At 73.8% G+C, this 22,571-nt stretch carries 23 protein-coding genes; 9 read left to right on the plus strand and 14 right to left on the minus strand.

What is annotated here, in order from left to right; all coding sequences use genetic code 11:
* Positions 1–1,239, plus strand: coding sequence for an 8-amino-7-oxononanoate synthase (gene bioF, locus AC1UE4_RS12350; protein ID WP_482917530.1), 1,239 nt, complete (start codon positions 1–3; stop codon positions 1,237–1,239).
* Positions 1,240–1,256: 17 nt separating this feature from the next.
* The gene (gene bioD / locus AC1UE4_RS12355; protein ID WP_482917531.1) at positions 1,257–1,940 is read left to right on the plus strand and encodes a dethiobiotin synthase; all 684 of its coding nucleotides are present in this window, start codon (positions 1,257–1,259) and stop codon (positions 1,938–1,940) included.
* Between the two features lie 101 nt (positions 1,941–2,041).
* Here bioD and AC1UE4_RS12360 read toward each other — a convergent pair whose 3' ends face one another.
* The 4 genes from AC1UE4_RS12360 to AC1UE4_RS12375 all read right to left on the minus strand — a co-directional run bounded on the left by AC1UE4_RS12360 (position 2,042) and on the right by AC1UE4_RS12375 (position 5,128).
* Entirely contained in the window at positions 2,042–3,550 is a 1,509-nt protein-coding gene (locus AC1UE4_RS12360; RefSeq protein ID WP_482917532.1) for a spermidine synthase, read from the minus strand.
* Positions 3,551–3,637: 87 nt separating this feature from the next.
* A complete protein-coding gene (locus AC1UE4_RS12365) occupies positions 3,638–4,282 on the minus strand; it encodes a hypothetical protein (protein ID WP_482917533.1) in 645 nt (214 codons plus the stop codon).
* Between the two features lie 122 nt (positions 4,283–4,404).
* On the minus strand, positions 4,405–4,938 hold the full coding sequence (locus AC1UE4_RS12370) for a spore germination protein GerW family protein (protein WP_482917534.1): 534 nt from the start codon (positions 4,936–4,938) through the stop codon (positions 4,405–4,407).
* Between the two features lie 13 nt (positions 4,939–4,951).
* Entirely contained in the window at positions 4,952–5,128 is a 177-nt protein-coding gene (locus tag AC1UE4_RS12375; protein ID WP_482917535.1) for a rubredoxin, read from the minus strand.
* 24 nt (positions 5,129–5,152) lie between these two features.
* Between AC1UE4_RS12375 and AC1UE4_RS12380 the strand changes: the two genes are divergently transcribed.
* Positions 5,153–5,788 (plus strand): NUDIX hydrolase, encoded by a 636-nt coding sequence (locus AC1UE4_RS12380; protein ID WP_482917536.1) that lies wholly within the window; start codon positions 5,153–5,155, stop codon positions 5,786–5,788.
* Between the two features lie 10 nt (positions 5,789–5,798).
* Complete coding sequence (locus AC1UE4_RS12385; protein ID WP_482917537.1) at positions 5,799–6,851, plus strand: NAD-dependent epimerase/dehydratase family protein; 1,053 nt, start codon at positions 5,799–5,801, stop codon at positions 6,849–6,851.
* Here the strand turns inward: AC1UE4_RS12385 and AC1UE4_RS12390 are convergent.
* Positions 6,848–8,278, minus strand: a complete 1,431-nt coding sequence (locus AC1UE4_RS12390) for an MFS transporter (RefSeq protein ID WP_482917538.1) — start codon at positions 8,276–8,278, stop codon at positions 6,848–6,850. The two genes, AC1UE4_RS12385 and AC1UE4_RS12390, sit on opposite strands and share 4 nt — an antisense overlap.
* A gap of 89 nt (positions 8,279–8,367) precedes the next feature.
* Between AC1UE4_RS12390 and AC1UE4_RS12395 the strand changes: the two genes are divergently transcribed.
* Entirely contained in the window at positions 8,368–8,760 is a 393-nt protein-coding gene (locus tag AC1UE4_RS12395; protein WP_482917539.1) for a MarR family winged helix-turn-helix transcriptional regulator, read from the plus strand.
* Here the strand turns inward: AC1UE4_RS12395 and AC1UE4_RS12400 are convergent.
* Both AC1UE4_RS12400 and bktB read right to left on the minus strand, forming a co-directional pair.
* A complete protein-coding gene (locus tag AC1UE4_RS12400) occupies positions 8,757–9,143 on the minus strand; it encodes a hypothetical protein (RefSeq protein ID WP_482917540.1) in 387 nt (128 codons plus the stop codon). The two genes, AC1UE4_RS12395 and AC1UE4_RS12400, sit on opposite strands and share 4 nt — an antisense overlap.
* 36 nt (positions 9,144–9,179) lie before the next feature.
* Entirely contained in the window at positions 9,180–10,367 is a 1,188-nt protein-coding gene (gene bktB / locus AC1UE4_RS12405) for a beta-ketothiolase BktB (RefSeq protein ID WP_482917541.1), read from the minus strand.
* A gap of 27 nt (positions 10,368–10,394) precedes the next feature.
* Between bktB and AC1UE4_RS12410 the strand changes: the two genes are divergently transcribed.
* Positions 10,395–11,768, plus strand: a complete 1,374-nt coding sequence (locus tag AC1UE4_RS12410) for an NAD-dependent succinate-semialdehyde dehydrogenase (RefSeq protein WP_482917542.1) — start codon at positions 10,395–10,397, stop codon at positions 11,766–11,768.
* Between the two features lie 94 nt (positions 11,769–11,862).
* On the opposite strand, the gene AC1UE4_RS12415 is transcribed toward AC1UE4_RS12410, so the two are convergent.
* Both AC1UE4_RS12415 and AC1UE4_RS12420 read right to left on the minus strand, forming a co-directional pair.
* Positions 11,863–12,234, minus strand: coding sequence for a cupin domain-containing protein (locus tag AC1UE4_RS12415; protein WP_482917543.1), 372 nt, complete (start codon positions 12,232–12,234; stop codon positions 11,863–11,865).
* A 31-nt stretch (positions 12,235–12,265) separates the two neighbouring features.
* The gene (locus AC1UE4_RS12420) at positions 12,266–15,076 is read right to left on the minus strand and encodes an ATP-binding protein (protein WP_482917544.1); all 2,811 of its coding nucleotides are present in this window, start codon (positions 15,074–15,076) and stop codon (positions 12,266–12,268) included.
* Positions 15,077–15,179: 103 nt separating this feature from the next.
* Between AC1UE4_RS12420 and AC1UE4_RS12425 the strand changes: the two genes are divergently transcribed.
* On the plus strand, positions 15,180–15,359 hold the full coding sequence (locus tag AC1UE4_RS12425; protein WP_482917545.1) for a hypothetical protein: 180 nt from the start codon (positions 15,180–15,182) through the stop codon (positions 15,357–15,359).
* On the opposite strand, the gene AC1UE4_RS12430 is transcribed toward AC1UE4_RS12425, so the two are convergent.
* The 3 genes from AC1UE4_RS12430 to AC1UE4_RS12440 are packed head-to-tail and all read right to left on the minus strand — an operon-like array spanning position 15,307 to position 17,797.
* Positions 15,307–16,077, minus strand: coding sequence for an endonuclease/exonuclease/phosphatase family protein (locus AC1UE4_RS12430; RefSeq protein ID WP_482917546.1), 771 nt, complete (start codon positions 16,075–16,077; stop codon positions 15,307–15,309). The genes AC1UE4_RS12425 and AC1UE4_RS12430 overlap by 53 nt on opposite strands.
* Positions 16,074–17,069 carry a sensor histidine kinase gene (locus AC1UE4_RS12435; RefSeq protein ID WP_482917547.1) on the minus strand — a complete coding sequence of 332 codons (996 nt, stop codon included), beginning with the start codon at positions 17,067–17,069 and terminating at the stop codon, positions 16,074–16,076. Before AC1UE4_RS12435 ends, AC1UE4_RS12430 begins: the two co-directional genes overlap by 4 nt.
* Positions 17,066–17,797, minus strand: coding sequence for a response regulator transcription factor (locus AC1UE4_RS12440; RefSeq protein WP_482917548.1), 732 nt, complete (start codon positions 17,795–17,797; stop codon positions 17,066–17,068). Before AC1UE4_RS12440 ends, AC1UE4_RS12435 begins: the two co-directional genes overlap by 4 nt.
* A gap of 80 nt (positions 17,798–17,877) precedes the next feature.
* Here AC1UE4_RS12440 and AC1UE4_RS12445 point away from each other — a divergent pair, with 80 nt between their 5' ends.
* Entirely contained in the window at positions 17,878–19,458 is a 1,581-nt protein-coding gene (locus AC1UE4_RS12445; RefSeq protein ID WP_482917549.1) for an RNA polymerase sigma factor, read from the plus strand.
* Positions 19,459–19,471: 13 nt separating this feature from the next.
* Positions 19,472–20,512 carry a Glu/Leu/Phe/Val family dehydrogenase gene (locus AC1UE4_RS12450; RefSeq protein ID WP_482917550.1) on the plus strand — a complete coding sequence of 347 codons (1,041 nt, stop codon included), beginning with the start codon at positions 19,472–19,474 and terminating at the stop codon, positions 20,510–20,512.
* Here AC1UE4_RS12450 and AC1UE4_RS12455 read toward each other — a convergent pair.
* On the minus strand, positions 20,509–21,297 hold the full coding sequence (locus tag AC1UE4_RS12455; protein WP_482917551.1) for an MBL fold metallo-hydrolase: 789 nt from the start codon (positions 21,295–21,297) through the stop codon (positions 20,509–20,511). The two genes, AC1UE4_RS12450 and AC1UE4_RS12455, sit on opposite strands and share 4 nt — an antisense overlap.
* The gene (locus AC1UE4_RS12460) at positions 21,294–22,511 is read right to left on the minus strand and encodes a PQQ-dependent sugar dehydrogenase (protein ID WP_482917552.1); all 1,218 of its coding nucleotides are present in this window, start codon (positions 22,509–22,511) and stop codon (positions 21,294–21,296) included. The genes AC1UE4_RS12455 and AC1UE4_RS12460 overlap by 4 nt, the downstream gene beginning before the upstream one ends.
* Positions 22,512–22,571 lie beyond the last annotated feature (60 nt).

Consider the following 22,571-nt stretch of genomic DNA (forward strand, 5'->3'; position numbering starts at 1 on the left):
ATGACCGACCTCCAGGCGCGTCTCGACGAGATCGAGTCCAAGGGACTCACCCGCCGGATGCGCCTCGTGTCGGGCCCGCAGGGCCCGCGCGTCGTGCTCGACGGCAAGCCCGTCCTGCTGCTCTGCTCCAACAACTACCTCGGCCTCGCGGATCATCCCCGGGTGCGCCAGGCGGCGGCGGACGCGGCGCTGCGCTGGGGCGTCGGGTCGGGTGCGTCCCGGCTGGTGTCGGGGACGATGACGATCCACCGCCGGCTCGAGGAGCGCCTCGCGGCGTTCAAGCGGACGGAGACCGCGCTGCTGTTCGGCTCCGGCTACCTCGCCAACATCGGCGTCGTCTCCGCGCTGGCCGGCGAGGGCGAGACGGTCTGGTCGGACGAGCTCAACCACGCCTCGATCATCGACGGCTGCCGGATGGCGAAGGCGAAGACGCGCGTCTACCGGCACGGCGACGTCGAGCACCTCGCGTGGCAGATCGCGAAGACCGATCGGCGCGGCGGCGTGATCGTCACCGACTCCGTGTTCTCGATGGACGGCGACGTCGCGCCGCTGGCGGACCTGCTCGACCTCGCGCGGCGCCACGGGCTGCGGCTGGTGGTCGACGAGGCGCACGGCACCGGCTGCCTCGGCGAGGGCGGCCGCGGCGCGGTGAACGAGGCCGGCCTCGACGGCGAGGTCGACGTCGTGATCGGGACGCTCGGCAAGGCGCTGGGCGCGTACGGCGCGTTCGCCGCCTGCAGCGCGCAGATGGCCGAGTACCTCACGAACGTCGCGCGGTCGCTGATCTTCTCCACGGCGCTGCCCCCGCCCGTCGTGGCCGCGGCGCTCGCGGCGCTCGAGCTCGTCGAGGAGGAGCCGTCGCGCGTCACGAAGCTCCAGGCCAACGCGGGCATCCTGCGCGACGAGCTCGCGCGCGAGGGCTTCGACGTCACCGGCTCGACGACCCAGATCGTGCCTCTGATCGTCGGCGACGCCGGCATGGCGATGCGCATCTGCGAGGCCGCGCTCGAGGGCGGCGTCTTCGCGCAGGCGATCCGGCCGCCGACCGTCCCCGAGGGCACGTCCCGCCTGCGCCTCGCCGTGATGGCCTCCCACACGAAGACCGAGCTCCGCGAGGCCGCCCGCACGATCGGCCGCGCCGCCCTCTCCGCCGGCTTCCGCCCGAGCGAAGGCCCACCGGTCGCCGCCGCGCAGACGACCGACGAATGGGACGCCGTCCCGGCCGCCAACGCGGCTTGACCCCGGCGGGTCTCTTCATGACCGGCACCGACACGGGCGCCGGGAAGTCGGTCCTCTCCGCGGCGATCGTCGCGTCGTTGCATCGCGCCGGCCGCCGCGTCGTGCCGGTCAAGCCGGCGCTCACCGGCCTCGACGAGCCCGACGACAACGCGCCGTGGCCGCTCGACCACGAGCTCCTCGCGGCCGCCGCGGGCGTCGACGCCGACACGGTGACGCAGGTGTCGTTCGGCCCGCCGATGTCACCCCACCTCGCGGCCGACCTCGCGGGCACGCCCATCGACCCGGCCGCCCTCGTCGCCGGAACCCGCGCCGCCATCGAGAACGCGGAGGTCGCGATCGTCGAGGGAGTCGGGGGCCTCCTCGTCCCGCTCGCGACCGACCCGCCGTACCTCGTCCGGGATCTCGCCCGCGACCTCGGCCTCCCGCTCGTCATCGCCGCCCGCCCCGGCCTGGGCACGATCAACCACACGCTCCTCACCCTCGAGGTCGCCCGCGCCGCCGGCCTCGACGTCCGCGGCGTCGTCCTCACGCCCTGGCCGGCCGACCCGACGGCGATCGAACGCTCGAACCGCGACACCATCGCGGAACTCGGAGCCGTCGACGTCACGACCCTCCCTCCCCTCGCCGGCCCCGACATGGACGCGCTCGCCGACGCCGGCGACGCCCTCCCCGTCGCCGCCTGGCTCACTCCGAAGCGCTGACCCGAGACGCCGTTGCGATCTTCGATCTCGCGCGGGCTAGCCGGTGCTAGCCGATGCGCTAGCGCTGGCTAGCCGGGCGGCAATGGGAGATGCCGCGCGCGTCAGCGCTCGCCGCGGGCGGCGACTTCGACGATCGAGGTGTCGACGAGCCACTCGACCGGGGCCTTGTCGTCGGTGTAGACGCTGCCTCCGGGGAGGCGTGGCGCGAGGCGGTCGGCGGCGGCCCGCGCGACGGGGTGGAGCTCGGACGGCAGGGACGGGATCGCGGCTTTGAGCTTCGCGGCGGACATCGGGGCGTCGCTGCCGATCACGACGGTGTTGACGTCCTCCGACGGGTCTCGCATCACGGTGCCGAAGACGTCGTCCATCGTCGCGGAGAGGACCTGCTCGAGCTTCGTGGAGCGCTCCGGGTGCCCGACGTTGACGAGCACCATCCCGCCCGGCTTGAGCCGTGACCGCGCCAGCGAGAAGAACTCGCGGGTCGTGAGGTAGAACGGGATGTACGGCTGGCGGTAGGCGTCGACGACGATCGCGTCGTAGCGCTCGTTCGTCCGGCGCAGGTACGGCCGCGCGTCGTCGGCGAACGTCCGCAGCCGCGGGTTGCGCATGTCGAGGTACTCGCGGCCGATGTCGCTCAGCTCGCCGTCGATCTCGACGCCGTCGACCCACGTGTCCGGGAAGAAGTGCCCGTACGCCCGGGCGATCGTCCCGCCGGCGTTGCCCAGCACCGCGAGCCGCTTCGGCGGCGCGGCGAGCCCCGCCATCGGCACGACGAGGTACTCGTCCCAGTAGTTGCCGGTCAGGTAGGACCCGCGCCTCGTGAGCGAGTGCACGGCCTGGCCCTCGTTGAGCTCGAGGTACCGGTCGCCGTCGTCCTCCTCGATGACCCGCGCGTACTGGTACTCCGTGTCGGCCTCGTGCAGCACGCGCCCGTCGTCGGTCGCCTTCACCGTCCCGACCGGCAGCGCGATCAACGCGGCGACGCCAGCGGGAACCAGCAGCCCGCGGCGGCGCCCCAGCCCGAGGACGGCGACGATCGCGAGCGCCAGCGCGAACGCGAGGAACGTCCGGCGCGTGCCGAACAGCGGGATGAAGAGCAGCGCGCTGAGGAACGTCCCGCTCAGCGACCCGATCGTCGAGATGGCGTAGAGACGACCCGCCACCCGGCCCGCCTCGTCGAGCGACTCGACCGCAAGGCGCAGCGCGTACGGCGCGACCATGCCGAGCACGAGCACCGGTACGGCGACCAGCGCGAGCACCGCGATCAGGGATCCGGCGAACGCGCCCGCGCTGATCTCGTCCAGCGCATCGACCGCGACCTCGAGGAACGGGTCCGCGACGAACGGCACGAGTGCCATGAGCACCGCCGCGAGCAGCACGAGCCGGTGCAACCCGCGCACCGTCGGATCCCGGTCGGCGAGCCGGCCGCCCCACCAGTACCCGACGGACAGCGCGACGAGCACCGTCGCGATCGTGTTCGCCCACACGACGGTCGAGGCGCCGAAGTACGGCGCGAGCAGCCGGGCCGCGGCGATCTCGGCCCCGAGCGAACCGGCGCCGACGACGAAGACGACCACGCCGAGCGGGGGCGAGAACCGGGTCCTGTCCATCCGCGAGCCAACGTAGCGGCCCACAACGACCAAGGGCCCCGCCGAAGCGGGGCCCTCGTGAGTCCGGTCGTGTCTCCGGGACGAGACCTAGATCAGCGAAACGAGCTTGCTGAGCGACGAGCCGGTCGAAAGGCTCTTCGAGGTGGCGGTCTTCTTCGCCGACGGCTTGTTGGCCGAGCTCTTCGACGCGCCCGAGTTCTCCTTGTGGATCTTCGCGTTGCCGCGGGCGAGCGTCATCTGGAAGTCGTCGTCGTTCTGCTCCTCCGAGCAGCCGGGGTTCGAGTCCTCGAACGTGAACTCGACGAGGTCGGCATCGGCAGCGGCGCCCTGGCCGTTGTCCTGGATGCGGACGACGAAGGGGTGCGCGGTGCCGTCCTGATCCTGGCCGTCGCCGTGCAGCTCGGCGTAGCCGCCCTCACCGGCGGGCATGAGGTAGGCGCACTTGATCGTGCCGCGGAAGTGCGTGCCCTTGCCCGTCTCGCTGGTGCGGCGGTCGATGATGTTGACCTGGCCGGTCGCCGGCGTGCCGGGACCACCGTCGGCCGTCGTGGCCGGGATGAACGACTGGAACGTGATCGTGCTGCCGGGGCCCTGCACGCCGGCCTGGGCGTCAGCCGTGGCGAAGGTCTGGCCACCACCGGTGACCTTGTACGGCGACGGGGCGGCGTCCGCGACGCTCGCGGTGCCGAGCGCGGCGACAGCGGCAAGACCGGCAACTACGCGGAACTTCATGTCTCTCGAACCCCCAGCAGGTGTGGTGACTGAACGTGAACGCGACCGTTCTGTCCCCCCACAACGTGGGATGTCAAAAGAACTTGCGCCGAATCTCGTACTTCTTCGTACGAACCTCGTACTCAGCGGTTCAGGAGGCCTCGCGAGCGGGGCTTGGAGCCGCCGCGGAGGCGCTTGGCGCCGGCCCATCCGGCGGCGAGCGTGGCGAGCGCGGAGGCTCCCGCCTTGAGCATCCGCTGCGTGCGCTCGGGGTCCGGGATCTCGACGTAGCGCGTGCCTTCGGGGCCGAGCTCGACGAACCCGATCGGCTGCGCCTCGACCCAGCCGCCGCCTCCGCCGCCGGTGCCCTCCTCGACGCCGTTGCTCCGCCCGAACCCGCCGCCGCCCGCGACGCGCACGCGCGACACCGGGATGACGGTGCGCTCGCCGTTGTGGACCGGGTCGCCGTAGCAGAGCCGCGCGCCCGCGACCGCGTCGAGCACGCGATCGACGAACGACCTGCGCGGCTCCGGGGAGAAAGCAGACGCCCGCGTGGGCTCGGGCGCGGCAGCCGTCTCCGCCGCGGCCGGCGGGGCGGCGGTGAAGGTCTTGGGAGCCTTGACCCGCTCGCCCTTCTTGGGCGCCTTGACCTTGCCGGGCTTCGGGACCTTGGGCACGGGCGGCGGGTGCTCAGCCCTCGTAGGGAACGAAGTCGCGCTTGCGCGCCCCGCACACGGGACAGAACCACGTGTCCGGGATGTCGTCGAACGCCGTGCCGGGCGGGATGCCGCCGTCGGGATCGCCGTCTGAGGGGTCGTAGATGAAGCCGCAGCTCTCGCAGATCCACTGCTGAGTCGTCGTGGTCATGGGCCGCACCTTAGAGTGCCGCCGATGGCCGTGGATCGTCCCGCTCCCGGAGAGGAGCTCAACACCGGCGAGGTGACGCAGCCGCGTCCCGCCGCGACCGTGATGCTCCTGCGCGGAGGCAGCGAGGCGCTCGAGCTGCTGCTCATCAAGCGCACCCCGAAGGCGCGCTTCATGGGCGGCGTGTGGGTGTTCCCGGGCGGCGCCGTCGACACGACGGAGGGCGAGGGCGACATGGCGAACCGCGCGGCGGCGGTGCGCGAGCTCGAGGAGGAGGCCGGCGTCACGTCCGTCGACCCGCAGAGCCTCGTGCCGTGGAGCCGCTGGATCACCCCCGCGCAGGTGAAGATCCGCTTCGACACCTGGTTCTTCCTCGCCCCCGCGCCGGACGGCGTCGAGGTGACGATCGACGAGGAGGAGGCGGTCGACTTCGGCTGGTTCGCACCGGCCGACGCGCTCTCCGCGCACGAGCGCGGCGAGATCCTGCTCGTGTTCCCGACGATCAAGACGCTCGAGCAGCTCGCCCCGTTCGCCACCGCGGAGGACCTCCTCGCGTACGCGCGCGGGAAGGAGGTCAAGCCGGTCGAGCCGCGCGTGATCATGGGCGGCGAGAACGCGCGCGTCGTGCTGCCCGGTGAGCCGGGCTACGACGACCCGGAGTAGCGTCCCGCCCGTGCCACAGCCCCGAGGGATCCGCCCCGCCGGCAGCGGCGAGGGCCTCACCGTCGCCGTCACCGGCCCCACCGGCGAGATCGGCAAGCCGTTCATGGACGCGCTCGAGCGCACGCGCGAGGTCAAGCACGTCATCGGGATGGCCCGCCGCCCGTTCGATCCGAAGTCGCGCGGCTGGCGGAAGGCGGAGTACCGCCAGGGCGACGTGCTCGACCGCGACAGCGTCGACGCGCTCGTGAAGGACGCCGACGTCGTCGTCCACCTCGCGTTCATCATCCTCGGCGCGAGCGACCGCACCCGCGACGTGAACATCGAGGGCTCGCGCAACGTCTTCGAGGCCACGGTCGAGGCGGGCGTCAAGCGGCTCGTCTACACGTCGTCGGTCGCCGCCTACGGCTTCCACGACGACAACCCGCAGCCGCTCACCGAGGACGTCCCGACGCGCGGCACCGAGGAGCACCCGTACAGCGCGCAGAAGGCCGAGCTCGAGGGCGTGCTCCACGAGATCCTCGACGGCACGGACGTCGACGCGTACGTGTTCCGCCCGTGCGTCGTCGCCGGCCCCGACGCGACGATGCTCGTCGACGCGATCCCGTACGTGAAGATCGGCGAGCAGCTGCCGGGCGCGGTCCGCCAGCTGTTCGACATCGTCCCGATCCTCAAGCCGGTCATCCCCGACCCCGGCGTGCCGTTCCAGCTCGTCCATCACGACGACGTCGCGGCGGCGCTGAAGGCGGCGGTCCTCGGCCGCGGGACGCCCGGCACCTACAACCTCGCCGGCGAGGGGACGCTGACGATGAGCGACCTCGCCGACGCGCTCGGCTGGTACTCGGTCCCCGTGCCCGACCTCGCGGTCGACGCGACCGCCGAGATCGTGTCGCGGCTGCCGTTCCTGCCCGCCGAGACGACGTGGGTCGAGGCCGCGCGCACGCCGGTGCTCATGAGCACCGACAAGGCACGCAAGGCGCTGCGCTGGCGCCCGAAGCACACCGCCCGCGAGACCCTCGGCGCGACCGTGGCGGGCGCGCGCGAGGATCTCGAGGCGGGGAGCTAGCCCTCGCTCGTCGCGAGGGCGGGGCGGCGGACGCCGGTGAGGCCGCTGAGGGCGATGGCCGCACCGGCGACCGCGATGCCCACCGTCAGCGCGAGCGCCGAGCGGTAGGCGTCGAGCAGGACGTCCGGATCGGTCGAACCGCCCGCCTGAGCCGTGACGATCGCCGTCACGACGGCGAGCGCGACCGCCCCGCCGACCTGGAACGAGGTCTGCACGAGACCGGACGCCAGTCCCTGCTCGTGGTCCGCGATGCCGTTCGTCGCCTGCATGTTCAGCGACGGGAACCCGAGCGCGAACCCAACGCCGATCAGCAGGACGGTCGGAAGCAGGACGAGCGCGTAGTCGGGCGTCACGTCAAGGCGCAGGATGAGCGCGTAGCCGACGACCGACGACAGCGCGCCCGCCGCGACCAGCCGCGCGGTCCCGTGCCGGTCGACGAGCGGCCCGAGGCGCGGCGAGCCGAATGCGACGAGCAGGCCGGCCGGCAGGAACGCCAGCGCCGTCTCGAGCGACGACCACCCGTTCATCGCCTGCAGGTAGAGCGTCATCACGAACTGGAACCCGATGTACGCGCCGAACAGGACCATGGCGCCGAGGTTCGCCCGCACGAGCGGGCCCGACCGCAGGATCCCGAGCCGCACGAGCGGCGACTTCGAGCGCAGCTCCACCGCGACGAACGCGGCGAGCAACGCGGCGCTGGCGGCGAACGCGACGATCGAGGTCGCCGACGCCCAGCCGCGCTCGGGCGCCTCGACGACGCTGTGGACGAGCAGGAGCATGCCGGCCGACATGAGCGCCGCGCCCGGCAGGTCGAAGGCCCGACGGCCCCCGGAGCGCACGGCGTCGCGCGGCAGCAGCCGCGGCGCCGCAAGCAGCAGCCCGAGCGCCAGCGGCGCCGGCAGCAGGAAGGTCCAGCGCCAGCCGAGCTCGGTCAGCGCGCCGCCCATGATGAGGCCGAACGAGAACCCGCTCGCGCCCGTCGCGGTGTAGATGCCGAGCGCGCGGTTGCGCTCCGGCCCCTCGGCGAACCGGGTCGTGATGATCGACAGGCCGGCGGGCGCGGTGAACGCCGCCGACGCGCCCTTGATGAAGCGCGTGATGACGAGCAGCGTGCCGTCGCTGACGAGCCCGCCGACGGCGGACGCGACGACGAAGACGCCGAGCCCGATCAGCAGCACCTTGCGGCGGCCGAGCAGATCGGCGGCGCGCCCGCCGAGGAGCAGGAAGCCGCCGTAGCCGAGGATGTAGCCGGAGACGACCCACTGCAGCTGCGAGGTCGTCAGGCCCAGGTCGGACTCGATCGACGGAAGGGCCATGCCCACCATCGAGACGTCGAGGCCGTCGAGGAAGAGGATCCCGCACAGCACCGCGAGCAGGCCCCAGACGGACCGGTCCCAAGTGGGCGGAGAGGGCGTGGAGCGAGTCATGCCGAGGCAAGGTACTTGCATCTGCATAGATTTCAAGTGCATATTTTGCGACCACATATGTTGCGTGCGCCTGGTAACCTGCAGCCGCGATGGGCACGACCTCGACAGGCAAGGAGCAGCAGCTGCTCGACACCTGGCACGGCGTGCTCGACCGCTACGCCCGTGCGAACTGCGCCATCGAACGCGCGCTGAAGGAGCACGAGCTCGGCGTCAGCGAGTACGAGGTGCTCGAGCGTCTCGCCGACGACGACGCCAAGGAGCAGCGCCGCATGCAGGATCTCGGCGCCGCGGTGCACCTCAGCCAGAGCGCGCTGTCACGCGTGGTCGGCCGGCTCGAGAAGGACGGCCTCGTGCAGCGCGGGATGTGCGCCGAGGACCGGCGCGGCATCTACGTCTGCATGACCGACGCCGGCCGCGAGCGCTACGAGGCGGCGCGCCCGGCGCACCGCGCGGCGCTGGCCGACGCGCTCGCCCAGCCCTAGACGGTGGTGACGGGCACGCCCAGCGCGCCCTCGGCCTCGGACAGCTCCTCGTCGCGGTAGCCGTCGCCCTGCCCGCGGAAGACGACGACGCGGTCGGCGGGGAACGTCGCGAGCGCGTCCTTGATCGCCTGCAGCGGCTCGCTCTCCCCCGTCGTCGCGCGCACGCGCGCGCCCTCGGCCTCCAGCCCCGCGGCGGTCGCGGACGCCGCCTGCTGCGCCTCGGCGATCGCCTCGTCGCTGTCGGACATCCAGAACGCCACGCCGGACTCGTTCAGCGCGGGCGAGACGACGAGCACCTCGGCTTCCGACAGGTCGTCGCCGGGCAGGGCGGACCGGATGGCGGAGGCGTCGACGGGTTCGGGGGCCACCACGAGGAGCTTCATGGTCGCTCGCCTACCCGCCGACGCAGCGGCCGGAACTCAGGCCTTGCCGTTCTCCAGCAGCAGCGCGATGCCCTGGCCGCCACCGATGCAGAGCGTCACGAGGCCGAGCTCGTGGCCCTCGCGCTCCATCTCGCTCAGGCACTTGGCGGTGATGAGCGCGCCCGTCGCCGCGATCGGGTGGCCGAGCGCGACCGCGCCGCCGTTCGGGTTGACCTTCGCGGGATCGAGGCCGAGGTCGCGGATGACCGCGAGCGCCTGCGCGGCGAACGCCTCGTTGAGCTCGATCACGCCAACCTCGTCGAGCGACCGGCCGGCCTTCTCCATCGCCTTGCGCACGGCGGGGACCGGGCCGATGCCCATGACCTCCGGGTCGCAGCCGCTGATCCCCCACGAGAGGATCCGCGCGCGCACCGGCGCGCCGGTCTCGCGGGCCTTCTCCTCGGTCATCAGCACGACCGCGGCGCCGGCGTCGTTCATGCCCGACGCGTTGCCGGCGGTCACCGTGCCGCCCTCGCCCTTGAAGATCGGCTTGAGCTTCGCCATGTTCTCGGTCGAGGCGTCCGGGCGGAAGTGCTCATCGCGCGCGAAGTCGACGGTCTCGCGCTTGACCTTCACCGGCACCGGCACGATCTCGTCCTCGAACTTGCCCGCCTCCCACGCGGCCGACGCGCGGCGGTGCGACTCGACCGCGAACGCGTCCTGGTCCTCGCGCGAGATCGACATCCGCTCGGCGAGGTTCTCGGCCGTGACGCCCATGAGGATGTCGTGGAACGGGTCCTTGAGCGAGCCCTGGACCGGGTCGAGCATCTTCGCCGGGCCCATCTTCGAGCCCCAGCGCGCGTCGGGCATCCAGTACGGCCCGCGCGACATGGACTCGGCGCCGCCCGCCAGCGCGACCTCGGCGTCGCCGGTCGCGATCGCCTGCGCCGCGGAGACGATCGCCTGCACCCCCGTGCCGCAGAGGCGGTTGACGGTGTAAGCGGGCTTCTCCTTCGGGATGCCGCTCTCGATCCCCACCACGCGCGCCATGTACGGATCGCGCGTGTCGGTGTGGATCACGTTGCCGAAGACGACGTGGTCGACGTCGCCGGGCTCGATGGAGGCGCGCTCGATGGCCGCCTTCGCGGCGATCGTCCCGAGCTGCGTCGGCGGGACGTCCTTGAGCGACTTGCCGTAGGACCCGACCGCGGTCCGTGCAGCGCTGGAGATGACGATGTTGGACATGCGCGGGCGAGTCTAGATACTGCGGGCATGACCCCACCCACCCTTGAGTACGCCGTCGTCAACCCCGCGACCGGGGAGACGCTCAAGAGCTACGACCCGATCAGCGACGACGACCTCCGGGACGCCATCGCCCGCGCGCACCGCGCGCATGAGGAGTGGAACCGGTCGACGACCGTGAAGGACCGCGCGGAGATCATCCGCCGCGTCGGTCAGCTGCACGCCGACCGCAAGGACGAGCTCGGCGAGATCATCGTGCGCGAGATGGGCAAGCCCATCGAGCAGGCCGTCGGCGAAGTCGAGTTCTGCCAGGCGATCTACGACTTCTACGCCGACAACGCGGAGGAGCTGCTCGCCGACGAGGAGATCAAGCTGCTCGACGGCGACGGCCGGGCGTTCGTGCGCAAGAGCTCGTACGGAACGCTGCTCGGCATCATGCCGTGGAACTACCCCTACTACCAGGTGGCCCGCTTCGCGGGCCCGAACCTGGTGATCGGGAACGCGGTCCTGCTCAAGCACGCCGAGCAGTGCCCCGAGTCGGCCGAGGCGATGGAGCAGATGTTCCACGAGGCCGGCATCCCGAAGGACGTGTACATCAACATCCGCGCGTCGCATGAGCAGATCGAGTGGCTCATCGCCGATCCGCGCCTGCGCGGCGTGTCGCTGACCGGGTCGGAGCGGGCGGGCGCCGCCGTGGCCGAGATCGCCGGGCGCAACCTCAAGAAGGTCGTGCTCGAGCTCGGCGGGTCGGACCCGTTCATCGTCCTCGGCAGCGACGACCTCGACGCGACCGTCGAGGCCGCGGTCGGCGGGCGCCTGGAGAACACCGGCCAGGCCTGCAACGCCGCCAAGCGGTTCATCGTCGTCGACGAGCTCTACGACGAGTTCCTCGACAAGTTCAAGGAGAAGCTCACCTCCGTCGACCCGAGCGCCGAGGGCACCGCCATCGGCCCGCTCTCGTCGTCGAAGGCGACCGAGCGGCTCGCCGACCAGCTCAAGCGCGCGATCGACAGCGGCGCGAAGCTCGTCGCGGGCGGCGACCACGACGGCAACTTCTTCAAGACGACGATCCTCGCGGACATCCCCGAGGACAGCCCGGCGCGGCACGAGGAGTTCTTCGGCCCGATCGCGCAGGTCTACCGCGTCAAGGACGAGGAGGAGGCCGTCCGGCTGGCCAACGACACGCCGTACGGCCTGGGCTCGTACGTCATGACGAACGACTCCGACCAGGCGCTGCGCGTCGCGGACCGGATCGAGGCCGGGATGGTGTTCGTCAACGGCGTCGGCGCCGAGGGCGCGGAGCTCCCGTTCGGCGGCGTCAAGAACTCCGGCTACGGCCGCGAGCTCGGCCGCTACGGCATGGACGAGTTCGTGAACAAGAAGCTGATCCGCGTGGTCGGATAAGAGGTTTCGTCCGGCCGGTCCTCGCAAGCTCGGACCTCTGGACGACGTCACGTTCGTGGGGGCGCCGGTGACGCGGCGCCCCCTGCTGAAGCGCCTAGTGGCGCTTCGCGTAGTCGCCGAACTCGCCGAAATCGAGGATGCGGCAGGCCTCGTCACCCACCACTTCCGCGTCGTGCCCCGGCGGGATGGCGACGACGTCGCCCGGGCCGATGTCCGTCGTCGCGCCGTCGTCCATGCGGACGCGCATCCGGCCCGACAGGCAGTAGCCGAGGTGCGAGACCTGGCAGGAGTCGGTGCCGGCGATCGGCTTGACGTCCTTGGACCACACCCAGCCCGGCTCGAAGGTCCCGCAGCCGACCACGTGGCCGGCCATGTCGAGCACGTCGGCGCGGCCGTGCCCCTCGAAGGGGCGGACCTCGTCGGGCTGCTCGAACCGCTTGACGACGACTTGGGTCGCAGTCGCCACGGCGTCCTCCTTTGGCGTTGACGAGCCGACGCTACTCCTGCGATCGCGGCGGCGCCAAAGCTCCGTTCCTCAGTTCGGCGCGCGACGCGACGCCGAGCTTGCGGAACGCGTGGGCCAGGTGCGTCTCGACCGTCTTCTTCGTGATGAAGAGCGCCTCGGCGATCTCGCGGTTCGTCATGCCGGAGGCGGCCATCTGGACGAGCCGCTCCTCGCGCGGGGTGAGCGCGTCGCGGCCGCTCGTGCGCGGCCGGCGCGGGCGGCTGCCGGCGCGGACGAGGTCGGCGTGGGAGCGCTCCGCGAGCGGGGCCGCGCCGAGCCGGTGCGCCTCGTCCAGCGCGGCGCGCAGCGGCTCGCGCGCCGCGAGCCGGTGCCCCTCGGCCAGCAGCGCGGCCCCGAGGTCTGACCGCGCGTGCGCCTCCTCGAGCCGGGCGTCGGACGCGGCGAGCACCTCGACGGCGTCGCGCAGCAGCGCGATCCCGCGGTCGCCTCCGGCCACCTGCGCCGCGACGCGCAGCGCGGCGCCGTGCTCGCGCGGCGCACCGAACGCCGCGGCCTCGCGGAGGTCGGCGTCGGCGAGCTGCGCCGCCCGCTCGGCGTCACCCAGCGCCAGCGCGGCGCGGGCGGCGGTCGCCCGCCATGGCACGACGCCGGGGTGCGCCATCCCGAGCGCCTCGAGGTTGCGGCCGGCCGCGAGCGCGTGCTCCATCGCGCCGGCGGGATCGCCGGTCGCGAGCGCCAGCCGCGCCCGCGCCTCAAGCAGGTCGTTCCAGGTCAGGCTGTGGCCGAAGCGCTCGGCAGCGTTCGGCAGCTCGACGGCGACGCGCGCGGCGGCCAGCTCGCCGCGCTCGATCAGGGCGAGCGCGAGCACCGCATGCGCCGCCGGCAGCGCCGGCTCCCAGCCGTAGCGGGCCGCCTCGATCGCGCTCTGCGCGTCGACGATCGCGTCCTGCAGCCGCCCGGCGCGCTCGTACGCGTGCGCGCGCAGGTGCGACGTCGTGGCGAAGCTCGCGACGACGCCGAGCTCGCGGCTCTGGTCGATCAGGCGCGACGTGAGCGCGATGACCTCGTCCAGCTCGTCGGCGACGAGCAGCCCCGTGAGCGCGAGCGCGGCGGTGACCATGTCGCCGGCCCGAAGCGGGTCGAGCGGCGGACCGCTGAGGGCGGCGCGGGCGTACCGCGCGGCCTCGGTGGCCGACGTCCCGCGGACGCCCGCGGTCAGCGAGCCGTGCGCCAGCACGGCCCGCTCGGGCCCGGTGGCCTGGCCCGCGAGCGCGCGGCGCTCCAGCTCGTCGAGCTGCGGCGGCACGTCGCCGATGCCGCCGAGACCGGCCGCGGCGGAGCGCTCGGCGCGCAGGGGCGCCGCGAGCTCGTGGTCGTCGGCCAGGTCCGCCAGCGCCGCGTCGAACACCCGCACGGCGTCGTCGTGGCGCCCAGTCTCGAGCAGCGCGAGCCCGAGGCGGCGGCCGATGGCCCCCCGGTCCTCCGGCTCCGTCGCCGCCACGGCCGCGAGCGCCCGCTCCACCGCGTCGTCGTGGCGGGCGCGGGCCTCGGCGAGCGCGAGCTCGGCGAGCACGTCCGCTCCGCCGTCGCGCGCCGCGACCCGCAGGTACCGCGCCGCGGCGCCGGGCGCGCCGCGGGCACGGGCGTACCGCGCACCGGCGCGGAGCGCGGCGATCGCCCACGGCTCGCCGGCCTCGTCCGCGCGGACGAGGTGCTCGGCGACGCGTTCGGGATCGGCGCCCGCATCGCCGACGAGGCGGGCGGCGCGCAGATGCAGTCGGTGCCGGCGCGCCCTCGGCAGCTCGGCGTCGACCGCCTCGCGGATGAGCGGGTGCCCGAACGACAGCGCCTCGCCCGACGCCAGCAGACCCGCCTCGGCGAGGCCGTCGGCGACGTCGGCGCCGTCGTCGGGGTCGAGGCCGGCGAGCGCCAGCGCGTGCTCGAGGCGGCAGCGGTCGCCCAGCACCGCGACGGCCTCGGTCAGCCGCACGGCGTCCTCGGGGAACGCCGACAGGCGGCGGAGGATCACGGCGCCGACCGAGCGGCTGCCGAGCTGCTCGATGCGCTCCACCTCATCAGCGGCCGGCGCGACGCCGTCCTCCGCCGCGGCCGACAGCAGCTCGCGCAGGAAGAGCGGGTTGCCGCCCGTCACGCGGTGGCACGCCTCCGCGAACGCGGGGTGCACCGGCGGGCCGAGCGCGTCCTCCGCCAGCGCGGCCACGGCGCGCTCGCTGAGCTGCGCCAGCTCGACGCGCTCGGCCGTCGGGTGCTCGGCCAGCCGGGCGACGAGCCGCGCGGTCGACGCCTCGCCCGGGCGCACCGCGACGACGACCGCGACGGGCAGCTCGTCGAGGCGCTGCGCGAGGTAGACGAGGAACCGCAGCGTCTGCTTGTCGGACCACTGGAGGTCGTCGATGCACAGCAGCAGCGGCGCGGGCTCGGCGATGTTCGCCGTCAGCCAGTGCAGGCCGTGGAACACCGAGCTGGCGTCGTGCTCGGCGGGCGTGTCGGCGGACGGGTCGAAGAGCGGGCCGGCGAGCCGCGCCGCGCCGGTCAGCAGCGCGGCGTCGGCGTCGCCCGCGACGGCGGAGGCGTAGAGCTGCACGGCGACGCCGAACGGGAACTCGCGCTCGAGGTCGTCGCCACGGGCGTGCAGGACTCGCAGCTCCTGCGCCCGCGCCCGCTCGCGTGCGACGGCCAGCAGCCGCGTCTTGCCGAGCCCGGCGGCGCCGGCGACCACGACGCACCCTCCTTCGCCCGCGCGGGCGCCCGCGAGCGCTCGATCGATCGCGGCGAGCGCGCCGTCGCGCTCGAGCAGCAGGTCCGTGCCGGGCGTCCCCATCGCTCCTACAAGCGGACCGTAGACGCGCCGGCGCCCGCTGTGGGAAAAGATCAGGGTGGCCGCCCCGAAGACGAGGGGCGGAAGATCGGAGGAGGGTCGGCTCATGAGCGAGCTTCCCCGCTCGGAGCGCGAGCGCGACCTCGTCCGCGAGCTGGTCGAGCTGGTCGGAGGCCGCCCGCCGCGACGCATCACCGGCGCTCACGAGCCGGCGCCGCCCGCCCGGCCGGACCTCAAGGACGAGCAGGCGCGGCCAGATCGGCCACGAGCGCCGAGTGGTCGCTGAGGCCCGCGATCCGCCAGTCGTGCGCGTACGCGCACGCGGACACGTCGACGTCCTTGACGAGCACGTGGTCCAGGCGCCAGCCGCCGCGGTTCTGGGGCCACGTCCACGTCCGCTCGCCGCCGCGCTCGAGGAACGGGTCGCGCCAGCCGTGCTCGAGGCGCAGCGTCTGCACGAGCGCGCGCTCGGCGGCGGCCCACCGCTCGCCGCGCTCCTCGCGCAGCCGGCCCTTCGAGTCGTGCGCGAACGTCAGGCACGTCCCGTCCGGGAGGTCGCGGCGCGGCGTGTTCAGGTCGCCGGCGACGACGAGCGGGCCGGGCCGGTCGCGCAGGTGGTCGAGCAGCGCCTCGTGCGTCAGCACCTTCGCGAGCCCTGGCGACGGCGAGATCGGCGAGTGGACGCTGACGACCTCGATGCCGTCGACGCGGGCGGCCTGCACGCGCTCGAACCACGGCAGCCCCGGCGGCGGGTCGAGCGGCTCCAGCGGCGTGCGCGACGCGATGAGCACCGCGAGCCGGCGCGGCTTGGGAGGCCGGGCGCGGTCGAGCGGCGTGACGACGTGCTCGAGCCCCGCCTGCGCGAGCGACGCGCGCCACAGCGGCAGCGAGTTGACCGTGACCTCCTGCAGGCAGACGACGTCCGGCGCGACGGACGCGACGACCTCGGCCTGCTCGGGCTGGCGCGTCCGCCGGCCCGCGACGTTCCAGGTGACCAGCCTCATCGCGCCGGCAGCTCGACCACCATCCGGCAGCCGGCGGGCTCCCCGGACTCGGCGTGGATCTCGCCCCCGTGGAGGTCCACGATCCAGCGGGCGATCGCGAGGCCGAGGCCGGCGCCGCCCTCGCTCTCGGACCGGGCGGCGTCGGCGCGGTAGAAGCGCTCGAAGACGCGCTGCTCCTCGCCGGGCGGGATGCCGGGGCCCTCGTCGGCGACCTCGATGCGGACGCCGTCGCCGTTCGCGCGGGCCGACAGCCGGATCGCGCCGCCGGGCGGCGAGTGGCGCACCGCGTTCTCGACGAGGTTCGCGATGACCTGGTGGATGCGCTCGGGATCGCCGCTCGCCTGCAGCTCGGGGTCGGCGTCGACCGCCAGCTCGAGGTCCCCGGGGGCGTGCAACCGCGCCTCGCGCGCGGTCTGCTCCAGCACCGCGGCGACGGCGAACGGGCGGCGGTCGAACGGCGTCGCGCGCGCCTCGAGGCGGCTGAGGTCGAGCAGCTGCTTGACGAGGCGGCCGAGGCGCTCGGTCTGGGCGAGCATCGTCCGCATCGTCTCGGCGTCGGGCTGCTCGATGCCGTCGGCGACGTTCTCCAGCTTGGCCTGCAGCGCGGTGATCGGCGTGCGCAGCTCGTGCGAGACGTTCGCGACGAGGTCGCGCCGCTGGCGGTCGGTCTCGGCCAGCTCGGCGACCATCGCGTTGAACGCGCGGGCGAGCTCCCCCACCTCGTCGTTGGACACCTCGTCCACGCGCACCGTGTAGTCGCCGCGGGCCATCGCGCGGGACGCGCCGGCCATCTGGCGCAGCGGCGCGGTCAGGCCTCGGGCTAGCACCTGGACGAGCAGGAGGGCGAGCACGGCGGCGCCCAGCGCGCTCCAGACGACCGGCACGCCGACCTTGACGGCGGCGAGCGCCGAGAGGTCCGAGACGAGCACCCCGGCGACGATGACGACGCCGAGCTTGACCTTGATCGAACCGAGCCGCTGGAGCGGCCTCACGGCCCGGTCCCGAACGCGTACCCGACGCCGTGCGCGGTCCGGATCCACTCGGCGCCGACCTTGCGGCGGACGGCGGCGACGTGCGTGTCGACCGTCCGCGGGCCCGAGCCGTCCTCGTAGCCCCACACGTCCATGAGCAGCTGCTCCCGCGAGAACACGATGCCGGGCGAACGGGCCAGGTGCATCAGGAGGTCGAACTCCGTCGGGGTCAGGTGGATGAGCTCGGCGTCGCGGTGGACCTGCCGGGCGGCGGGATCGATCCGCAGGCTCCCGAGCTCGATGGGACCGGTGCCGGCGAGCGACGCGCTGCGCTCCACCCGTCGCAGGATCGCCTTGACGCGGGCGGCGAGCTCGCGGGTGCTGAACGGCTTGGTGACGTAGTCGTCGGCGCCGACGCCGAGCCCGACGAGCACGTCGGTCTCGGAGTCGCGCGCGGTGAGCATGAGCACCGGCACGGTGCGCTCGGCCTGGATGCGGCGGCAGACCTCCAGGCCGTCGAAGCCGGGGAGCATCACGTCGAGCACGACGAGGTCGGGCTCGACGCGGCGGCACAGCTCGACGCCCGACGGGCCGTCCCCCGCGGTCGCCACCTCGTAGCCCTCGGCGCGCAGGCGCGCGGCCACCGCGTCCGCGATGGCCGCTTCGTCCTCGACCACGACGATCGTCCGGCTGGACACGGCTTGCCAGATTAGGGAAGGTCCGTCGACCGGACTTGCGAAGATCGTCATGATGTTGTGAGCAGAACCCCGGAACATCCGGGTGGGCGCGCGGTTAAGGTCATCACGCTCCCCCCGATCAGGAGTTGACCGTGGAAGCTTCCGCACTACGCGCACCAGCCGGCCTGACTCGGATCGCCCTCCCGGGAGCGCTCCTGCGGCTGCGGTCGGATGAGCAGCTCGTCGCCCTCTTCCGGGCCGGTGACGACGGCGCGTTCCGCGTGATCCACGACCGCTATCGCGCCAGGCTGTTCGCGTACACGCGGCAGATGCTCGGGGGCTCGCGCTCCGACGCCGAGGACGCCCTCCAGGACGTCTTCCTGCGCGCGTACAACGCGCTGCGCGTCGACGATCGGCCGGTCGCCCTGAAGGCGTGGCTCTACCGCGTCGCGCACAACCGCTGCGTCGACCACCTGCGCCGCCCGACGCCGCCCCCGTCGGAGGTCTTCGAGGTGTCGCGCACGCCGATGCCGGACCCGCTCGCCGAAGCGGAGCGGCGCGACGACCTGCGCCGCCTGGTCGCCGACGTGCGCCGGCTGCCCGAGCAGCAGCGCTCGGCCCTGCTGATGCGCGAGCTCGAGGGCCTCTCGTACGCGGACCTGGCGGAGGCGCTCGACGTCAGCATCCCGGCGATCAAGTCGCTGCTCGTGCGCGCGCGGATCGGCCTAGTCGAGGCGGCCGAGGCACGGAACACCGCGTGCTCGGAGATCCGTCAGGACCTCGCGCTGTCCTTCGGCAAGGGCGTGCGGGCCAGCGCGCTCGCGCGCAAGCACATGCGCGAGTGCGACGGCTGCCGCGACTACCGCAACCAGATGCGCGGCGTCAGCCGCAGCATGGCGGCCCTCAATCCCGGCGCGCACCCGATCGGCGTCCTCGCGAAGCTGCTCGGCATCGGCGGCGCCGGCAGCGGCGCGGCGGCCGGTGGTGGAGCGGCGGCGGGCGGCGGCGCGGCCGTCGTCGGCGGCGGCGTCGTCACGGCGGGCGCTGCGAAGGTCGCCGCGATCGTCTGCTGCGCGGCCGTCGTGGGCGGCGGCGCGGTCGAGGAGATCGGCCATCGCAAGAGCGGCGGGAACGACGGCGCCAAGTCGGCCGTCAAGCGCGACGCGGCCGTGGCCGGCGCCGCGTCGGCCGTCGCGGTGGCCCACGCCGGGCCGACCCCGATCCACGAGACCTCCGCGCCGAGCGCCGACCGGATGCGCAGCGCGATCGCCGCGCGCGACGCGGCGCGACGGGCGAAGCTCGAGGCGGCGAAGCTCGCCGCGGCCGACGCGACGATGCTCGGCCACGAGGAGCCGATCACGCACGCCGGCGCCGACGACGACGACGCATCGGCGACCGCTACGGACGATCCCGAAGCCACCGGCGGCGACCTCGCCCCCGACGAGCCCGAGACGACCTCGACCTCGACCGGCACCGGCACCGGCACGACAACGGGCACCGGGACGACGACCGGAACCGGCACGGGCACCACGACGGGCAACGGCACGACGACCTCGTCGACCACGACCTCGCCGACGACCGGCAACGGCACCGCGACCGCCAGCACGACGACGACGACCTCGTCCTCCTCCGGCGGCACGACGTCCACGTCGACGACGCCCACGGCCGCCGCCGCCTCCACGACCACCCCGCCGCCGAGCGGGTCCGGGTCGGGCGCCACCTCGACGCCGTAGTCTCCCCGCGGTCTTGGACCGCTACCTCGCCACGCTCGACCATGAGGACCTCCTCGTCCACCGCGGGCGGCGGAGCGGGGTCTTCTGCATCGTCGCGGTGCACTCGACGACGCGCGGTCCGGCGCTGGGCGGGTGCCGGATGTGGCACTACGACGACTCGCGCGCCGCCGTGCGCGACGCGCTGCGGCTGTCGCGCGCGATGACGTTCAAGAACGCCGTCGCCGGCCTGCCGCTGGGCGGTGGCAAGGGCGTGATCATGCTGCGTGAGCCGCTGGCGGGCGAGGCGCGCGCCGACGCGCTGCGCGACTTCGGCGACACGGTCGCGATGCTCGACGGCGCGTACGTCACGGCCGAGGACGTCGGGACGTCGCTGCCCGACATGGAGGTCATCGCCGAGCGGACCGACAACGTCCGCGGGCTGTCTCGCGAGCGCGGCGGCTCCGGCGACCCGAGCCCGTACACCGCACTGGGCGTCGTCACCGCGATCGAGGTCGCGTGCGAGCGGCGCTTCGGCACGACGGACCTCTCCGGCCGCAGCGTCGCGGTCGCCGGCCTGGGCAACGTCGGCGCCCGCATCGCCCGGCTCCTGGCCGGGGCGGGAGCGACGCTGGTCGTCGCCGACATCGACGAGGGCAAGCGCGCCCTCGCCGAGGAGCTCGGCGCCCGCTGGGTCTCCCCCGACGACGCGCTGACGGCCGACGTCGACGTCTACGCGCCCTGCGCGCTCGGCGGCGTGCTCGATCACGAGACCGTCCCGCTCCTGCGCGCGCCGGTCGTCGCGGGCGCGGCGAACAACCAGCTCGCCGACGACAGCGTCGCCGCGCTGCTGCGCGACCGCGGGATCGTCTGGGCCCCCGACTTCGTCGCGAACGCCGGAGGCATCATCAACATCGCCGTCGAGCAGGAACCCGGCGGCTACGACCCCGCGACCGCCGAGACGAGGGTCCGCGGCATCGCCGACACCCTCCGCCGCGTCTTCGACGCCGCCGACGCCGACAGCTCCACCCCGCTCGACGCCGCGATGGCGCTCGCCCGCAAGAACCTCGGGCTCTAGACCTTCAGCCAGGCGGGGACCTCGGGGCGTTCGACGCCCGAGGGGAGGCGGCCCTCTTCCTCGAGCTTCTCGAGGTGCGCGGCGAGGGTGACCGCGGAGGCCGGGCGCAGCGCCTGCGGGGCGTCGGACCACGCGGCGTCGAGCATCTCGTCGATCGTCCGCGCGCCCGCGTCGAGGGCGGCGACGAGGCGGCGCTCGCGGTCGAGTCGGTGGTCGACGTACTCGTCCAGCTTCGCCGCGGGGTCCTCGATGACCGGGCCGTGGCCGGGGCAGGCGACGCGGAGGTCGAGCGCGCGCAGGCCGCGCAGCGCGTCGAGGTAGGCGGCAAGCTGGCCGGCGACGTAGACCGACCCGGCGCCGAGCACCGCGTCGCCGGTGCAGACCGCGAGCCCGCCGTCCGCGCCTTCGCCGACCACGAAGGACACGTGCTCGGCGGTGTGGCCGGGCGTGGCGAAGGTCCGCAGCGGCCCGAAGCTGTCGCCGTGCGCGACCCGCACGTCGGCCTCGCCGGTCGAGGCGGCCACGGGCGCGCCCGTCCGCCGGACGACCTCGGGCACCGACTCGTCGTGGTCGGGATGCCGGTGGGTCAGCGCGATGCCGCCGATCCCGCCGCGCGCCTCGGCCTCGGCCAGCACGGCGGCGAGGTGCTCGTCAAGCAGCGGCCCCGGATCGACGACGAAGCACGGGTCGCGGCCGACGATCCACGTGTTCGTCCCCGTCAGCGTGAAAGGCCCCGGGTTGTCCGCCCGGATCAGCGCGACGTCGAAGGCCGCGAGCGCGCTCATCGCCGCGTCAGGCGGTACACGGGGCCGTCGAGCGACAGCACGTAGATGCGCCCCTGCGCGTCCTCGCCGAACGACGAGATGCTGCCGACGCGCGGCAGCCGCAGCCGCCCGTCGCCCGTCGCTCGCCCGCCGGAGATCCGCACGGATCGCACGCGCCCGTCGCAGAAGTCGCCGTACACGTACCGGCCGTAGAGCGGGCCGAGCGCCCGGTCGCGCACGACGTAGCCGCCGGTGATCGAGCAGTACCCGTCGTCGTGGCTGAGCTGCAGCACCGGAGGCACGTGGCCCGGAGCCTGCTCGCCCGGCTGCACGCGCCGGCGCCCCTCGAACGGCCGCCAGCCGAAGTTCGCCCCGCGGCCGCGCCCCTTCGGGACCCAGTCGAGCTCCTCGATCGCGTCCTGGCCGACGTCGGCGATCACGAGCGCCTCGGTGCGCCGGTCGAACGAGAACCGCCACGGGTTGCGCAGCCCGTACGACCAGATCTCGCCGCGCGCACCGCTGCGGCCCACGAACGGGTTGGAGTCGGGAACGGTGTACGGCTTGCCGTCGCGCTCGGCCGGGTCGATCCGCAGGATCTTGCCGAGCAGGCTGCTCAGGTTCTGCGCGTTCCCGAGCCGCCCGTGCCGGTCGTTCCCGCCGCCCCCGTCGCCGAGGCCGATGTACAGCAGCCCGTCCGGTCCGAAGGCGAGCTGGCCGCCGTTGTGGTTCGGCTCCGGCTGGTCCTGGCGCAGCACGACGCGCGCGGTCGACGGGTCGGCGGTGTCGGCGGTCGCGTTCGGCGCGCGGAACTCGACGATGCGCGTGTCGCCCGACCGGTTCGTGTAGTTGACGTAGAAGCGGTGGCTCGTCTCGTAGTCGGGCGCGAAGGCGAGGCCGAGCAGCCCCTGCTCGCCGCCCGACACGACGTCGCGCGAGATGTCGAGGAACGGCTTGGAGAGCACGCGGCCCCCGCGGATGACGCGGATGCGGCCGCCCTGCTCGACGACGAACTGCCGCCGGTCGTCGGGCGGCGAAGCCAGCGCGGTCGGGCTGGCGAACGACCCGACGCGGGAGAGCCGCAGGCGCGTGGCGGACTGCGAGGCGTCGGGCGCGGTCTCCGTCCGCGACCCCTGGATCGTCTGCGTCTCGGCGCGCTGCCGGTCGTTGTCCGAGCCGCCACCGCAGCCCACCACGCTGAGGCTCGCGGCGCACGCGAGCAGGCTGACGAGACGCACGATCAAGCAAGGTACGACGCGCGGCGCAGCTCCTCGTCAGGTACAGCGGACCTTCATGCG

Source organism: Parviterribacter kavangonensis (genome assembly GCF_056863335.1).

What these genes read in the sequence shown, in the direction of transcription:
- bioF (WP_482917530.1), top strand. Translation starts at nt 1, where the DNA reads ATGACCGACCTCCAGGCGCGTCTCGACGAGATCGAGTCCAAGGGACTC.
- bioD (WP_482917531.1), top strand. Translation starts at nt 1,257, where the DNA reads ATGACCGGCACCGACACGGGCGCCGGGAAGTCGGTCCTCTCCGCGGCG.
- AC1UE4_RS12360 (WP_482917532.1), bottom strand. Translation starts at nt 3,550, where the DNA reads ATGGACAGGACCCGGTTCTCGCCCCCGCTCGGCGTGGTCGTCTTCGTC.
- AC1UE4_RS12365 (WP_482917533.1), bottom strand. Translation starts at nt 4,282, where the DNA reads ATGAAGTTCCGCGTAGTTGCCGGTCTTGCCGCTGTCGCCGCGCTCGGC.
- AC1UE4_RS12375 (WP_482917535.1), bottom strand. Translation starts at nt 5,128, where the DNA reads ATGACCACGACGACTCAGCAGTGGATCTGCGAGAGCTGCGGCTTCATC.
- AC1UE4_RS12380 (WP_482917536.1), top strand. Translation starts at nt 5,153, where the DNA reads ATGGCCGTGGATCGTCCCGCTCCCGGAGAGGAGCTCAACACCGGCGAG.
- AC1UE4_RS12390 (WP_482917538.1), bottom strand. Translation starts at nt 8,278, where the DNA reads ATGACTCGCTCCACGCCCTCTCCGCCCACTTGGGACCGGTCCGTCTGG.
- AC1UE4_RS12395 (WP_482917539.1), top strand. Translation starts at nt 8,368, where the DNA reads ATGGGCACGACCTCGACAGGCAAGGAGCAGCAGCTGCTCGACACCTGG.
- AC1UE4_RS12400 (WP_482917540.1), bottom strand. Translation starts at nt 9,143, where the DNA reads ATGAAGCTCCTCGTGGTGGCCCCCGAACCCGTCGACGCCTCCGCCATC.
- bktB (WP_482917541.1), bottom strand. Translation starts at nt 10,367, where the DNA reads ATGTCCAACATCGTCATCTCCAGCGCTGCACGGACCGCGGTCGGGTCC.
- AC1UE4_RS12410 (WP_482917542.1), top strand. Translation starts at nt 10,395, where the DNA reads ATGACCCCACCCACCCTTGAGTACGCCGTCGTCAACCCCGCGACCGGG.
- AC1UE4_RS12420 (WP_482917544.1), bottom strand. Translation starts at nt 15,076, where the DNA reads ATGGGGACGCCCGGCACGGACCTGCTGCTCGAGCGCGACGGCGCGCTC.
- AC1UE4_RS12425 (WP_482917545.1), top strand. Translation starts at nt 15,180, where the DNA reads ATGAGCGAGCTTCCCCGCTCGGAGCGCGAGCGCGACCTCGTCCGCGAG.
- AC1UE4_RS12430 (WP_482917546.1), bottom strand. Translation starts at nt 16,077, where the DNA reads ATGAGGCTGGTCACCTGGAACGTCGCGGGCCGGCGGACGCGCCAGCCC.
- AC1UE4_RS12440 (WP_482917548.1), bottom strand. Translation starts at nt 17,797, where the DNA reads ATGACGATCTTCGCAAGTCCGGTCGACGGACCTTCCCTAATCTGGCAA.
- AC1UE4_RS12455 (WP_482917551.1), bottom strand. Translation starts at nt 21,297, where the DNA reads ATGAGCGCGCTCGCGGCCTTCGACGTCGCGCTGATCCGGGCGGACAAC.